Genomic DNA, 13602 nt, shown 5'->3' on the forward strand with positions numbered 1-13602 from the left:
AGCCTAGCGGCAGCGGCTACAACGGGGCTTGCACTACTGCGGTGCCGAACAGGCTGACGCGGGTCAGTTCGCCGGCGGTTTCTTCCAGCAGCAGGGGCGCGGTGCCACCGGGCATGCTGACTTCGACGCGCCCGGCCTGGACCCAGCCGACCCGCCAGGCCGCGCTGGCCACGGCGCTGGCGCTGGTACCGGAAGACGCGGTGGGGCCTTCGCCGCGCTCGAAGACCCGGGCCGCAATGCGCCCTTCACCTTCGCGCGTGGCCCATTGCAGGTTGACCCCCGCCGGGCACGGCTCGCCGCTGCCGACGGGTGGGGCGAACGCGGTGCGGGTCAGGCCCTCGAACAGCGGCGGCTCAAGCATCTGCAAGTTGCTCGGCAAGGCGCTGGCGTCCTCCACCAGGGTCACGCAGTGGGGGTTGCCGATCCGCACAAACTGGCTATGCCCCCACAACGGGTTCAACCCGACCAGCGCCGGCACCCGGCTCAGTGGCCGCCCATTGATCTGCGTGCCTTCCACCCCCTGGGCCGCCACTACCTGGGGCCCGAACTCCGGTTGCCCCAGGTCCAGCCAAAAGCCCTGGACCCCATCGACCACCGCCGGCAGCACCGCCGTCGCCACTGGCGACACCCCGCCCTGATCGTGATGCACCCGCAGCACCGTCTCGCCCGCGCCAGGCAACAGACCTTGCTGGCTCAAGGCCTGGGAAAAAATCGTCAGGCCATTGCCGCTGCGCTCGGCCAGGGTGCCGTCGGTATTGACGATCAGCACATCAAACGGCGGCGCCGCCTGAAACGGCCCCACCAGCAAACCGTCGCTGCGATGCTCCTTGGCCCCCGTCGGACGCTGGCCCGGCGCCCAACTGCACAAGGCCTCGATGGCCGCGCCCGCCCACTCCTGGCGTGCCAGGGCGGCATCGGCCGCAGTGGCGGGCAAGGCAATGCCCCATTCAGCCAGGGCGGCGGGAGCCACCACGCCGTAGATATTGCCGCGCGCATCGAAGAAACAGGCCATCACAGGGATTCCAGAAAAAACCGGGGCGCTGACATTACTGTGAATGCAGCGCCCCGGCCAAGCGCTGTCGGCAGTCGCTCACGTGCTGCCGGGCAACGCCCAGTGCTCACTGATGCACGCAGCCCTTCAGTTCGCGAGGACCGCCGTCGCCTCGATCTCGAACAACATGCCGTCCAGGGCCAGGCGCGGCACCGGGATCAAGGTGCAGGCCGGCTTCGGCGCATCGCCCCACAGCCGATGCAAGGCCGCGCCGAAGATCTCCAGGCGCTCATGGCTGTGATCGACGATCAATACCGTGAGCTTGGCCACCTGGCTGACTTCGGCACCGCCCGCGCGCAGAGCGATCTGCAGATTCTCCAGGGCCTGGTTCACCTGCTCGGCGAAGTCGCTCGAGAGCTGACTGTCGGCGTTTTCGCCACCCTGCCCGGCGATGAACAGCAAGCGCGCGCCTGCAGCGACCCGGGCCACGTGGGAATAGCCATTGGCGGTGGGGTCGTACAGGCCGGCGGGGTTGGACAGTTCGAGCAAGGGTTGTTTCGCGGACATGGGGCGCTCCAGACAAGCCATCAAGGGGCGAGCAGTTGAGCACACAACAGCGAAGAGTTGCAGCGCCACGATGGACATGCCCATGGCATTGAGTGGTTTTTCAGGGATAATCGCGCCCTTGATTGCTCGATATTCAACCAGGGAGAAACAATATGGATGTGTTGGCAGCCATGCGTACCTTTCGCCGGGTGGTGCAGCGAGGCAGCTTCAACCTCGCCGCAGTCGACCTGCAACAGTCCACCGCCGCCGTGAGCAAGCAGGTGCGACAACTGGAAGAGCGCCTGGGCAACCTGCTGATCATCCGCACCACCCGCAGCATGAGCCTGTCGGAAGCCGGCCAGGCGTACTTTGTTGAATGCTGTCACCTACTCGATGAATTCGACGCCCTGGAACGCGCCACCCAGGTCGGGGCCAACGCCCCCAGCGGCCGCCTGCGGATCAATGCGCCGCTGTCGTTCGGGCTCAAGGTGCTGTCGCCGATCCTTGCCGGTTTTATGCAGCACTACCCGCAGTTGCAGGTTGAGCTGAGCCTGGGCGACCGGGTGCAGGAGGGGGTGGGCGAAGGCTTCGATGTGTCGCTGCGCATTCGCAGCCAGTGGGCCGACTCGGCGTTGATCGCCCGTCGCCTGGGGGAAGTCGGGCAGGTGATCTGCGCCGCCCCGGCCTACCTCCAGGCCCACGGCACCCCGCAAACCGTCGACGACCTGCGCCAACACGCCTGCCTGGCCTATCGCCAGGCCGAACACCCAGGCATCTGGCCACTTGAGGGCCAGGACGGCGCCACCCGCCTGGAACTGCCGGTACGCCTGGCGGTGGACAACAGCCTGCTGCTCGCCGACATGCTGCTGGCCGGCCTGGGCATCGGCGCCCTGCCCTCGTTTGTGGCCAAGCCCCTGCTGCACAGCGGGCAGTTGCTGCAAGTGCTGCCGGAACAGGCACTGGCCCGCACCCAGATCTACGCCCTGTTTGCCAGCAACCGCCATGTGCCGCAGAAAATCCGAGTCTTTGTCGACTACCTGGCCCAGGCGCTGGGCGGGGAAACGCAGGGGGAACTTCAAGTCGCAAGCGGCAAGCTTCAAGCTCAAGACTTGCTTGCCGGTGGCGAGGGAGTCTCCTCCCACTCGGTAACGAAGCGGCCGTAAACCTCAATCCGCATTGCAACAGCCTGCCCCTGCGCCGGCTTCTGCGCTTGCAACCTTCGGCGGCCTGTCGGGTCACAACTGCCATGCCCCTTCCTGGTGCTCGCCTGCCGGATGCGGTGTCGCCGCCCTCGCGGCAGCGCGTTCGATGTGCAAGGATGTGGCGGCTTTTCGGCGTGGGCCTGTTGCGCGCACGCTTTTTTCTGTTAACCCGCATCACAGGTGTATCGGCAATGGGTCGTGAATTCGGCGCATCGGCTAACCCGGCAGCAACGGCATCAGGTGCTGCCCCGGGTCACCGCCAAGGACTTTTATGACAGCCAGCAACCCCCATACCCAGGCCGCTCCCGGCCGCCTCGAACAGATGTCGACGCGCATCGCCTTTTTTATCGCCGGTTTCGGCATCGCCGCCTGGGCGCCGCTGGTGCCTTACGCCAAGGCCCGCGCCGGGCTGGATGAGGGCACGCTGGGCCTGTTGCTGCTGTGCCTGGGGGTAGGCTCGATCATTTCGATGCCAATCGCCGGCGCCCTGGCCTCGCGCTTCGGCTGCCGCCGAGTCATGGCCGGCGGCACGCTGTTGATCTGCCTGGCCCTGCCGCTGCTGGCCACGGTGACCTCGATCCCGCTGCTGGTGGGAGCGTTGTTTATGTTTGGCGCCGGCCTGGGCTGCGTCGATTCCACGGTCAACCTGCAAGCGGTGATCGTCGAGCGGGCCAGCGGCAAGACCATGATGTCGGGCTTCCACGGCCTGTTCAGCCTCGGCGGGATCGTCGGCGCCGCCGGGGTCAGCGCCTTGCTCGGCCTGGGCCTGGCGCCGCTGGGCGCCACCCTGGTGGTGGTGCTGTTGATGCTGGTCGCACTGTTCAAGGCCGCGCCGCACATGCTGCCCTACGGCAGCCAGAGCAGCGGCCCGGCCTTTGCCATCCCCCATGGCGTGGTGCTGTTTATCGGTTGCCTGTGCTTTATCGTGTTTCTCGCCGAGGGCGCGGTGCTGGACTGGAGCGCGGTGTTCCTCACCGCCGAGCGCAACCTCGATGCTGCCTATGCCGGCCTCGGTTATGCCGCCTTCGCCCTGACCATGACGGTCGGCCGCCTGACCGGCGACGCCATCGTGCACAAGCTGGGGGCCAGGCGGGTGATTGTGTTCGGCGGCCTGACCGCCGCGGCCGGCCTGCTGCTGGCCACCCTGGCCCCGGCCTGGGAAGCGGCGCTGGTGGGCTATGCCCTGGTCGGCGCCGGTTGCTCGAACATCGTGCCGGTGCTGTATACCGCCGTGGGCAAACAAACCGTCATGCCCGAAAGCATCGCGGTCCCGGCCATCACCACCCTGGGTTATGCCGGGATTCTCGCCGGCCCGGCCGTGATCGGTTTTATCGCCCACGGCAGCAGCCTCAGCATTGCCTTCGCCCTGATCGCGGTGATGCTGCTGGGGGTGGCGGCCAGCGGCAAAGTGCTGAAAGTGTGAACACCCCAACCGCTTGCCCTGCGGCGTGGCGCTGACCATGAAGCTCAACTTCGAGCTCGACACCCTGAAGATGCGCATCGCCGACCCCGCGTTGCACACCCTGGAGTTGCGCGTGCGGGTACAGCGCGCCTTGCGCCAGCTGATCCTGGACGGGGTGCTGCCTCCCGGCTGCCGCCTGCCCGCCACCCGCAGCCTGTCCAGCTCGCTGAACCTGTCCCGCGATACCGTGGAAATGGCCTACGTCCAATTGCAACTGGACGGCTACATCTGCCGGCGTCCGGGGTCGGGCAGTTACGTTTCGAGCAAGATCGGCCCCGACCTGCACGGCCAGCCACAGAAAAAACGCCACGCCGGCGCGCCTCGATCGACCCCGGCGGCGGTGGCCCCGGCACTCAGCCAGCGCGGCGCACAGATCCTCGCCAGCGGCGGCGTGACCGACCAGCAGAGGGTCCAGGCCTTTGTCACCGGGCTACCGGAAACCCGCAGCTTCCCGATGGCGCTCTGGGAGCGCCTGCAACGCCAGGCCCAGAAGGATTGCCGGCACAGCGGCATGCTGCATGGCGACCCCCAGGGCGCCGAGCCCCTGCGCCAGGCCATCGCCGGCTACCTGAACCTGGAACGCGGGGCGCGGGTCAGTGCCGACCAGGTGCTGGTGCTGAGCAGCACCCGCCAGGCCCTGTATCTCTGCGCCCAGGTGCTGGTGGATGCCGGGCAACCGATCCTGATGGAAGACCCGGGCTATTTCGGCGCGCGCAAGGCCTTCGAGATGGCCCAGCTCAAGGTGGTGCCGATTGCCGTGGATCGCCACGGCCTGAACACCGAGCAGTTGCAGGCTGATCGCAGCGGCGCCAACACCCTGTATGTGACGCCTTCGCACCAATACCCCACGGGCGTCACCCTGGCCCTGGAACGGCGCCTGGAACTCACCGCCTGGGCCGCCGAGCGCCAGGGCTGGATCATCGAAGACGACTACGACAGCCAGTTCCACTACGAAGGCCTGCCCACGGCCTGCGTCCAGGGCCTGGACCGCCACCAGCGCACCCTGTACGTGGGCACTTTCAGCAAGTCGCTGTACCCCGGCCTGCGCATGGGGTTCGTGGTATTGCCCCGGGAGCTGGTGGCGCCCATGACCTACGCCCGCAGCATCCTCGATGGCCACACGCCGCAGATCGCCCAGTTGACCCTGGCCCGGTTTATCGACGGCGGCCATTTCGGCGCCCATGTGCGGGCCATGCGCAAGATCTACGCCGTGCGCCGCGAGGCCATGGCCGCAGCCGTTGGCCGGCATCTGGCGGGTATCGTCCAGGCCCAGTTGCCCCCCGGCGGCCTGCAGATGCCCTGCCTGCTGGCCGAAGGCTGGAACGAGGCCGAGACCCTCACCCTGGCCGCCCGCGCCGGCCTCCAACTGCCCGGGCTGAGCCGCCTGTATGCCCGTCCGCCGGCCAATGGCGGCTGGCTGCTGGGGTTTTCCGCACTGACGCCCCACGAGATCGACAGCGCCATGCAGCGCCTGGCCAAGGCCCTGCAACGCTAGGGCCTAGCCCCGGCAAAGTGGTCTGCTGCACTTGGCGAAACCGGACTGATTGAAACCACCATTGCCCACCTAAGCTAGCGCTCTTCAACGCCAGGGCCGCAGCCGCCTGCTCACGCAAGCCCGCGGCCCCCTCAGCCAGGAACGAGCCCATGCCCCACACCGCCCTACGCCCCAGCGACTTGCTGGCCCCCATCCTTGCCGCGCTGATTTCCGTCATCGTCAATTACGGCGGAACCTTTGTCCTGGTGTTCCAGGCCGCGCAATTGGGCCACCTGAGCCCGGCCCAGACCGCCTCCTGGGTCTGGTCGGTGAGCATCGGCGTCGGCCTTACCGGCGCCTGGCTGAGCTACCGCTACCGCGAGCCGATCATCACCGCCTGGTCGACCCCGGGGGTGGCCTTCCTGGCGACGATCATGCCCTTTACCCCCTACGGCGAAGTCATCGGCGCCTACGTGATCAGCGCCATCGGCTTTATTCTGCTGGGCCTGTCGGGGGCCTTCGAGCGCCTGGTACGGCTGATCCCCAGGGGCATCGCCGCCGGGCTGCTGGCGGGGATCCTGCTGCAATTCGGGATCAATGCCTTTGGCGGCGCGAGCGCCGACCCGTTGCTGGTGATTGTGCTGGTTGTGGCCTACGCGCTGTTGCGGCGCTTCACCTCACGTTTTGCGGTGGTCGGGATCCTGGCGATCGGCATGGCCCTGTTGCTGCTTCAGGAGCGCGTCGACCTGCACAGCGTCCACCTGAGCCTGGCAGCGCCGGTGTTTGAACGGCCGCAGTTCTCCATGGGCGCATTCCTCGGGGTGGCCCTGCCGCTGTTCATCATCACCCTGACCGGCCAGTACATGCCCGGCATGCTGGTGCTGCGCAACGATGGCTTCAAGACCAGCGCCAACCCGATCCTCGGCATCACCGGCCTGGGGTCGCTGCTGATGGCGCCTTTCGGGGCCCATGCCTTCAACGTCGCCGCCATCACCGCTGCCATCTGCACCGGCCCGGACGCCCACCCGCAACCCGCCAAGCGTTACATCGCCGGCCTGGCCTGCGGCCTGTTCTATGTGCTGGTGGGGGTGTTCGGAGTGACCCTGGCGAGCCTGTTCATGATCCTGCCACGCACTTTTGTCACGACCCTGGCCGGCCTGGCACTGCTCGGCGCCATCGGTGGCAGCCTGGCCAACGCCATGGCCGAGGTGCGGACCCGGGAAACCGCGCTGATCACGTTCCTGGCCACCGCGGCCAATGTGACCTTGCTCGGTGTCGGCGGCGCCTTCTGGGGGTTGGTGGCCGGCCTGGTGGCGCACCTGCTGATGCACGGTGGGCGCCAGGCAGCGACGCCCGGCACTGCCACCCGCTGACAGAACAGCCCGGCACCCACCCGGGTGCCGGGCACGGGCATCAGAAGCCGACGCTGGCCTGGACGAAGAAGGTCCGTGGGGCGCCGACATAGAGCCCGGAGTTGTTGTCGCTGGAGCGGGTGTAGTACTGGCGGTCGAAGATGTTTTTCACCCCGGCGCCAAGCTTGAGGTTCGACAACTGCGAACCGAAGTCATAGCCGCCCCGCAGGTTCCAGGTCACGTAGCCGGGGATATCACCGTACCGCCCGTCCGCCGTGCCTTCGGTGATGTAGTTGCTGTTGAAGCTGCCATTGGTGTTGACCATGCTCCCCGGCGAACGCTGCCTGGACTGGGCGAACGCATCGACGTTATAGGTCCAGCGGTTGATGTCGTAGCGCAGGCCCAGGGTCGCCACCTGGCGCGAATAGAACGGCAGGTCGCGGTCCTTGAAGGCGTCGCTGCCGCCCTGGTACGTGGCCCGGGTGTAGGTGAAGCCGGCATTCGCGGTCAGGCCGTCCAGCCGTGGGTCGAGCGTCCCCAGCTCGTAATGCACCGAGGCTTCGAGGCCTTGGTGCTTGGTGGCCCCGAGGTTGGTCCAGCCCACGTCGTTGCTGATGTATTGCAGCTCGTCGGAGAAGTCGATGTAGAACGCCGTCAGCTCCCCGCCCCACACGTCATCGTTGTAGCGCGTACCGATTTCGTAGGTCTTGGCCTTCTCCGGGTTCAGGCCGTTGGCGGTCTGGTCGCCGACGCCGCCCTGGCCCAGCTGGAAATACTGCAGGCTGCCGAACGAGGTCTCGTAGTTGGCGAACAGCTTCCAGGCATCGGACAGGTGATACATCACGCTCAGGGCCGGCAGCGGCTCGTTGCTGTTGATCTCGCGGCGCTTCTCCGGCACTCGCGTGCCCGTGGTGCCCTGGTCGCCCAGGACCGGGCGGTCGTGCCATTCGGTACGGATGCTCTCGAAGCGAATGCCCGGGGTGACGGTCCAGTTGCCGACATCGATCTTGTCGTCGAGGTAGAACGCATTGGCCTCGGTGCCGCCGGTGCGGTCCTGGTACACATGGCCGTCAGCCTTGGCGGTGGCCACCGGCTGGTTGTTGATCAGCTCCAGGGCACTGGCCTGCTCATGCATGCCTTCCTTGAGGTAGCGATAACCGACGCTGGCTTCCTGGGTGGTCGGCCCCAGGTCGAACACATGGGACAGCCGTGGCTCGACGCCGAAGGTGTAGTAGGTGCGCGGGTAGGACACCAGGGTCTTCTGGTCGCGCGCGGCGATGTTGCTGCCACGGAAACTGTCGGAGTAGTAGGTCAGCACTTCGAACTGGGTGCGGTCGTCGATCTGGCGCAGGTACTTGAACGACACATCCTTGCGCCGGCCGCTGAAGGTGTCCCAGTCGCGGTCGGACTGGTAGGGATCGGCGTCGTACTGCTTCTGGGTCAGGCCCCCGGGCATGTCGGCGGTGGCGTCGTAGTAGTGGAAATTCAGCGAGAAATCGTCCTGATCGGTCGGCGCCCAGTGGGTCTTGAGGATCACATCGTCGATGTCGTTATCGTTATTGCTGCGCCGGTAGCCATTGCCGTTGACCCCGGAATACAGCAGCGCCACCCCCATGCCGTTGTCGGCGGTGCCGCCCAGGAAGGCGCTGTCGATGTGCTTCCAGCCACCACTGCGAGAGGTTTCCAGGGTGGTGCCGATTTCTCCGGTGGCGTGCTCGGGAATGGCGCGGGTCACGAAGTTGATCACCCCGCCGACGTTCTGCGGCCCATAGCGCACGGAACCGGCGCCCCGCACCACGTCGATGCTGTCGAGGTTGCCGGTCGAAATCGGCGCCATGGACAACTGCGGCTGGCCATAGGGCGCGAACGCTGCGGGCACGCCATCGATCAGCACCGTGGAGCGCGGCGACAGGCGCGAGGTCAGGCCGCGCACCCCGACGTTCAGGGAAATATCACTGCCGCCGGTGCCGTTGGCGTCCTGCACCTGGACCCCGGGCACCCGGCGCAACACATCGCCGACATTCATCGCCCCCTGCTCGACCATGGCTTCGCGGCGGATCACCGTGCGCGCCCCCGGGTGGTTTTGCACCACGGCGGCGTTGGCATCCCCCAGCCAGTCCCCCACCACCTTGATGTCGGTGACGCCCAGCTCCAGCGGAGCATTGGCCACAGGTGCCGGCCTCAGGGTCACCGAACTGCCGTCGACCTGGTAATCCAGGCCGCTGCCCTGGAGCAACTGGCGCAGGGCCTGCTCCGGCGACAGGCTGCCCTGCACCGCCGGGGCCTGTTTGCCGGCCACCAACTCGGGGCTGAAAAACACCTGCAGCGAAGTCTGCAAGCCCAACTGACTCAGGGCCTGGGCCAGGGGCTGGGCCTGGATGTGAATCGCACTCGGTGCCTGCTCGGCATGGGCCTGGGACAGCCCGGCGCTGACCGCCAGGGCCAGAGCCAGCGGCAGCCAGCGTGACGTCGGCAGGGCACGGTTGGGGTTCTTGAGATCGAGGTTATTCACGTCGCAGCTTGTCCTGTTGAGCGCAAAGAAGTGCGGCTGTTAATGCAAACCAGTTGCAGTTGGACAAGAAGACGAAGAACTCGAAAAAAACCTGAATCTAACGCGCAATTATTTCCTGGCTGCCATCGGCATGGGTCTGCACCGCCACTGGCAGGATGCTGGGCAAGGCCTTGAGCAGGGCGTCGGTGTCGTCACAGCGGAACACACTGGTCAAACGCAGATTGGCCACCGCCGGGTTGTCGACGCGCAGCGGTTGCTGGCGATAACGCGACACTTCAGCCGCCACGTCAGCCAGGCTCGCGTTGTTGAACACCAGCTTGCCGTTGCGCCAGGCCGTGAGTGCCTCGGGGTCGACCGCATGGGCCGCAGCCACCGTGCCGTTGCTGTCGATCCGCGTGCCGAGGCCGGCGGTGAGGCTGACAAAATCACCTTCGGCAGCGTCGCGGCCCTGCACCTTGACCGTGCCCTGCTCCACTGCAACCCGGGTCTGGCCGGCGTCGCGGCGCACATCGAAGCGGGTCCCGGTGACCGTGACCTTGCCCGGCCCGGCGGCCACCACAAAGGGCCGGCTGCTGTCGTGTTCGACGCTGAACATGGCCTCGCCTTCGCTCAATTCGATATGGCGCTGGCCTTTTTCGTAGCGCACCTGCAACCGGCTGCGGCTGTTGAGGTCGATCTGCGAACCGTCCGGCAGCGCCACATGGCGGCGCTCGCCCAGGGCGGTGGCAAACTCCGCGCTGTAGGAGGCCGGCTGGTTCAGGCCACTGAACAACCCCAACCCCACGGCCACCGCCAGCACGCTGGCCGCCAGGGCGTAATGCAACATCGGACGGCGCCGGGCAGGTGGCGCCGGGTCCTTGCACAAGGCCTGCAAACGTTCCCGTGGCAACAGGTCGGTGGCGCTCCACAGGGTCTGCAGCAGTTGAAATTCATCCCGGTGCTGCGGGTGCTCGGCCAGCCAGGCGTCGAACCCCTGCCGCTCTTCAGCGCTCAGCGCGGGCTCTTGCAGACGCACGAACCATAGCGCCGCCTCATCGCGCACCGTCACCGGTCCGCACGCGCAATCACGGCTATCCATCATGGAAGTTCCTGTTTGGCAGAGGGTGAAAAGTCTCGGCGGCTCATGGCATCGGCCCGTCCAGGCGGTCACGCAGATGCCGCAGGGTGCGGATCATATACTTTTCCACCATGTTTTTTGACAGGCCCAGGCGCTCGGCGATTTCCGCCTGGGTCAGGCCTTCAATCTTCTGCCAGACAAACGCCTTGCGGCAGTTCAGCGGCAACTCGGCAAGGGCCTGTTCAATGGAGTCAGCAAGCTGGATCGCGTGCATGAAATGCTCCGGGTCGCCGGTCGGCGGCGTGCTGTGATGAATCGCTTCCAGTTCCATGGCCCCGCGCCGGTCTTCGCGACGATAGCCGTCCACCGCAATGTTGCGTGCGGTCTGGTGCAGATAGGCCCGTGGCTGCTCGACCTTGTCCGGGTCCGACTCCAGCACCCGGACAAAGGTGTCGTGGGCCAGGTCTTCAGCCTGCTGACGGTTTTGCAGCCGACGCGTCCAGGTGCCGATCAACTCTTCGTAGTACTCGAAAAAGCCTGGTCTGCGGGGCGGCTGGGGAGTCATCGCGGTGTGCTGGGGGACTGGGGGCGTGAATAGTAATGCTTCTTATTAAACCCGGCAATTGATTAGAAGGGCGCCCATGCTGGAAGTACTGGCCAGCCCTCGGAACATCATCGATTTCGACGGACGCTGGATCACCGGGCACACCGCAGCAGATGAGGTGTTCGGCCTGCCAGGGAGTGCCGGCCATGCACGTCCGTCGCAAAGTCGTCTAAATCGCGGGACGAGGCCTAATCTAGAGCGTGATACATCTCGTTTCCGGGATGAGTCATTCCACTCGGCAGCAGGGACACTCGACCGCCGAGCTACGACCCCTTCAAGTACACAAGGAACAGGGAGTAAGGAATAACCCGGCAAGGCCGCAGGCTTTGCTATCGGAGCGCGTCACCATGAACAGCACCCGAGACAGCATGGTTCTCACCCTCAAGATCATTGCGATCTTTGTCATTCTGATCAGCAGCGCCCACCTGGTTCTGATCCCGCTGTTGGCCCCAGGCATGAGGAGCGGCTGCATCCTTATCGCCGGCGCCGCAGCCGCAGCCCTGTTCGGGGCCTCCATCGGCTATAGGGCGGTCGATGACATGCTGCTGGTCAAGCTCGGCTTGAGTGCCTGCTACGCCGCCATCACCACCCTGCTGGTGCTTTTACTGTCGGTATTTATAATGCGCCACGGCGTAACGGTCTGAGGGTTGCCAGGCGCGTTCAGCCAACCCGGGACTTGCCCCCATCACCGACTGTTCAAGCTCGATTTTCTACAAGGAACGTACCTGCATGCAGCGCATCCCTGGTCTGTGCGCCCTGCTCGGCCTGCTGCTGGCCAGCGCCAGCGTCGTGGCCGACAACGCCGCCGACGAACACCTGTATTACTCCATGGTTCCCGGCCATTACGCGCTGATCGGCCAGGCGCCCGACGGCGGCGCCGCCTACTCCGGCAGCGCTGAAATCACCTTCAGCAACGGCGCCCTGACCCTGGTCAAAACTATCAATGGCCAGACCACCACCGCCATTGGCAAGGTGGCGCGGGCGACCATGGCCGAGACCGATGTGCTGGCCTTCAGTTGGCCGGGGCACGGCGCAACGTGCCTGGTGCGCGGCGACCTGGATAACTACAGCCGCCTGAGCTGCTACTGGACCCGCAACGGCGTGGACCACCAGCAACCGGGCCTGGAGGCCTACTTCCCGACCGCGACCTGGCCCGCCAATCGCGACCGCTAGCCACTCGCGCTTTTTTGACCCACAACCCGAGCCCGCCCCATGAAAATCGAACTGCTGGACCAGCACATGATCGGCCACTGGGACGTCAGCCCGAGCATCACCCAGTGCGAGTTCCAGTTCGCCACCACCCTGATCTACGTCGAGCACGCCAAGGGCCAGTCGCCCGCTGCACGCATCGCCCTGGCCCAGCAAACGGTCCAGGCCACCTGGGATGACCTGCCCGCCGCCCTGACGTTTGCCGAGCAGGTCAGCCGGCCGCAGATGAGCGAGTTCTGGACGCTGTATGCCCACAACCAACTCCAGGGCTCACCGCTGATGGTGTATTCGATCCACTACACCCTCGCCAGCCCATCCCCCGAGTACAGCCTGTCGTACAACCCGGATTTCCCCTGGGAGCTTGAAGTATTCGCCCCGGACGACCTGTTGCACGAGCGGCCGATCCCCCTGGAGCGCTACGCCCCGGCGGATGATGTGTGGTTTTCGGTATGGCGCCTGGGAGCGGGGCATTTTTGCAGCCAGGCCTGAACCCGACGCCCCTTGCCTTCGACCGGCGAGCGCCGGTGGATAATCGGCGCTGGAAAAAAACCGCCACAAGGCCCATCCTCCGCGACTTTTTCAAACACGGCGTCGCCCTGGCGCCCCGACTTGCCAAGGATCATTGCCATGCCAGACCAACCCTTGAACGCCGCTGACTTCGACGTGATCGAGAACACCCTGCTGCAATACGGTGACGATCACTCGGTGCTCAACCCTTCGGAACTCGACGGCTACTTCACCGCCCTGGTTTCCAGCCCTGCTCGGGTCGACATCGCCGAGTGGTTCCCGGCCATCTGGGGTGGGCAGAACCCGGACTGGGACAGCCCGGAACAAGGCAAGCAGTTCATCGAACTCTGCGTGAGCCACATGAACACCCTGGCCAGCCAGCTGGCACTGGACGCCTCGGCCTTCAAGGCACGTTTTGAAACCACCGAACACCAGGGCCAGCCCCTGACCCTGGCCGAAGAATGGTGCTTCGGTTACCTGCGCGGCGTCGCCGTGGGCAACTGGCCGCAAATGCCGGCGCCCCAGGCCGCCCTGCTGCAATCGATCATCGAGTGCGCCGAACAGGACAACTTCGAACTGCCGGCCGACCTCAACGTGGCCCTGCACAATCAGCGCGTGGCAGCCATCGAACCGGCGGCGCGCAGCCTGCACAACTACTGGCTGGATCGGCGCTAAAAGCCTGTCCA

13 protein-coding genes are annotated in these 13602 nt (G+C 65.9%); 8 read left to right on the forward strand and 5 right to left on the reverse strand.

What is annotated here, in order from left to right; all coding sequences use genetic code 11:
* Window positions 1–16: 16 nt before the first annotated feature.
* Window positions 17–1012: a diaminopimelate epimerase gene (locus tag AC19YX_RS27590; RefSeq protein ID WP_500607490.1), complete on the reverse strand. Its 996-nt coding sequence runs from the start codon at window positions 1010–1012 to the stop codon at window positions 17–19.
* Window positions 1013–1138: 126 nt separating this feature from the next.
* Window positions 1139–1558: a RidA family protein gene (locus AC19YX_RS27595; RefSeq protein WP_078473291.1), complete on the reverse strand. Its 420-nt coding sequence runs from the start codon at window positions 1556–1558 to the stop codon at window positions 1139–1141.
* A gap of 152 nt (window positions 1559–1710) precedes the next feature.
* On the opposite strand from AC19YX_RS27595, the gene AC19YX_RS27600 reads away from it, so the two are divergent.
* The 4 genes from AC19YX_RS27600 to AC19YX_RS27615 all read left to right on the forward strand — a co-directional run bounded on the left by AC19YX_RS27600 (window position 1711) and on the right by AC19YX_RS27615 (window position 7048).
* Window positions 1711–2700 carry a LysR family transcriptional regulator gene (locus AC19YX_RS27600; RefSeq protein ID WP_078473292.1) on the forward strand — a complete coding sequence of 330 codons (990 nt, stop codon included), beginning with the start codon at window positions 1711–1713 and terminating at the stop codon, window positions 2698–2700.
* Between the two features lie 310 nt (window positions 2701–3010).
* The gene (locus AC19YX_RS27605; RefSeq protein ID WP_078473293.1) at window positions 3011–4162 is read left to right on the forward strand and encodes an MFS transporter; all 1152 of its coding nucleotides are present in this window, start codon (window positions 3011–3013) and stop codon (window positions 4160–4162) included.
* 37 nt (window positions 4163–4199) lie between these two features.
* The gene (gene pdxR / locus AC19YX_RS27610; RefSeq protein WP_500607491.1) at window positions 4200–5696 is read left to right on the forward strand and encodes a MocR-like pyridoxine biosynthesis transcription factor PdxR; all 1497 of its coding nucleotides are present in this window, start codon (window positions 4200–4202) and stop codon (window positions 5694–5696) included.
* A gap of 149 nt (window positions 5697–5845) precedes the next feature.
* On the forward strand, window positions 5846–7048 hold the full coding sequence (locus tag AC19YX_RS27615) for a benzoate/H(+) symporter BenE family transporter (RefSeq protein ID WP_500607492.1): 1203 nt from the start codon (window positions 5846–5848) through the stop codon (window positions 7046–7048).
* A 40-nt stretch (window positions 7049–7088) separates the two neighbouring features.
* Here AC19YX_RS27615 and AC19YX_RS27620 read toward each other — a convergent pair whose 3' ends face one another.
* The 3 genes from AC19YX_RS27620 to AC19YX_RS27630 all read right to left on the reverse strand — a co-directional run bounded on the left by AC19YX_RS27620 (window position 7089) and on the right by AC19YX_RS27630 (window position 11161).
* Window positions 7089–9539: a TonB-dependent siderophore receptor gene (locus tag AC19YX_RS27620; RefSeq protein WP_500607493.1), complete on the reverse strand. Its 2451-nt coding sequence runs from the start codon at window positions 9537–9539 to the stop codon at window positions 7089–7091.
* 97 nt (window positions 9540–9636) lie between these two features.
* Complete coding sequence (locus AC19YX_RS27625) at window positions 9637–10620, reverse strand: FecR family protein (protein ID WP_500607494.1); 984 nt, start codon at window positions 10618–10620, stop codon at window positions 9637–9639.
* 40 nt (window positions 10621–10660) lie between these two features.
* Window positions 10661–11161: a sigma-70 family RNA polymerase sigma factor gene (locus AC19YX_RS27630; protein ID WP_500607495.1), complete on the reverse strand. Its 501-nt coding sequence runs from the start codon at window positions 11159–11161 to the stop codon at window positions 10661–10663.
* A gap of 386 nt (window positions 11162–11547) precedes the next feature.
* On the opposite strand from AC19YX_RS27630, the gene AC19YX_RS27635 reads away from it, so the two are divergent.
* The 4 genes from AC19YX_RS27635 (at window position 11548) to AC19YX_RS27650 (ending at window position 13591) form a co-directional block, all read left to right on the forward strand.
* Complete coding sequence (locus AC19YX_RS27635) at window positions 11548–11844, forward strand: hypothetical protein (RefSeq protein WP_078473303.1); 297 nt, start codon at window positions 11548–11550, stop codon at window positions 11842–11844.
* Between the two features lie 85 nt (window positions 11845–11929).
* Window positions 11930–12373 (forward strand): hypothetical protein, encoded by a 444-nt coding sequence (locus AC19YX_RS27640; protein ID WP_500607496.1) that lies wholly within the window; start codon window positions 11930–11932, stop codon window positions 12371–12373.
* Between the two features lie 39 nt (window positions 12374–12412).
* Complete coding sequence (locus AC19YX_RS27645; RefSeq protein ID WP_500607497.1) at window positions 12413–12898, forward strand: hypothetical protein; 486 nt, start codon at window positions 12413–12415, stop codon at window positions 12896–12898.
* A 138-nt stretch (window positions 12899–13036) separates the two neighbouring features.
* Window positions 13037–13591 (forward strand): UPF0149 family protein, encoded by a 555-nt coding sequence (locus tag AC19YX_RS27650; RefSeq protein WP_500607498.1) that lies wholly within the window; start codon window positions 13037–13039, stop codon window positions 13589–13591.
* Window positions 13592–13602 lie beyond the last annotated feature (11 nt).

It is taken from the genome of Pseudomonas sp. MF09150, from assembly GCF_059862355.1.

What these genes read in the sequence shown, in the direction of transcription:
- AC19YX_RS27590 (WP_500607490.1), bottom strand. Translation starts at nt 1,012, where the DNA reads ATGGCCTGTTTCTTCGATGCGCGCGGCAATATCTACGGCGTGGTGGCT.
- AC19YX_RS27595 (WP_078473291.1), bottom strand. Translation starts at nt 1,558, where the DNA reads ATGTCCGCGAAACAACCCTTGCTCGAACTGTCCAACCCCGCCGGCCTG.
- AC19YX_RS27600 (WP_078473292.1), top strand. Translation starts at nt 1,711, where the DNA reads ATGGATGTGTTGGCAGCCATGCGTACCTTTCGCCGGGTGGTGCAGCGA.
- AC19YX_RS27605 (WP_078473293.1), top strand. Translation starts at nt 3,011, where the DNA reads ATGACAGCCAGCAACCCCCATACCCAGGCCGCTCCCGGCCGCCTCGAA.
- pdxR (WP_500607491.1), top strand. Translation starts at nt 4,200, where the DNA reads ATGAAGCTCAACTTCGAGCTCGACACCCTGAAGATGCGCATCGCCGAC.
- AC19YX_RS27615 (WP_500607492.1), top strand. Translation starts at nt 5,846, where the DNA reads ATGCCCCACACCGCCCTACGCCCCAGCGACTTGCTGGCCCCCATCCTT.
- AC19YX_RS27625 (WP_500607494.1), bottom strand. Translation starts at nt 10,620, where the DNA reads ATGATGGATAGCCGTGATTGCGCGTGCGGACCGGTGACGGTGCGCGAT.
- AC19YX_RS27630 (WP_500607495.1), bottom strand. Translation starts at nt 11,161, where the DNA reads ATGACTCCCCAGCCGCCCCGCAGACCAGGCTTTTTCGAGTACTACGAA.
- AC19YX_RS27635 (WP_078473303.1), top strand. Translation starts at nt 11,548, where the DNA reads ATGAACAGCACCCGAGACAGCATGGTTCTCACCCTCAAGATCATTGCG.
- AC19YX_RS27640 (WP_500607496.1), top strand. Translation starts at nt 11,930, where the DNA reads ATGCAGCGCATCCCTGGTCTGTGCGCCCTGCTCGGCCTGCTGCTGGCC.
- AC19YX_RS27645 (WP_500607497.1), top strand. Translation starts at nt 12,413, where the DNA reads ATGAAAATCGAACTGCTGGACCAGCACATGATCGGCCACTGGGACGTC.
- AC19YX_RS27650 (WP_500607498.1), top strand. Translation starts at nt 13,037, where the DNA reads ATGCCAGACCAACCCTTGAACGCCGCTGACTTCGACGTGATCGAGAAC.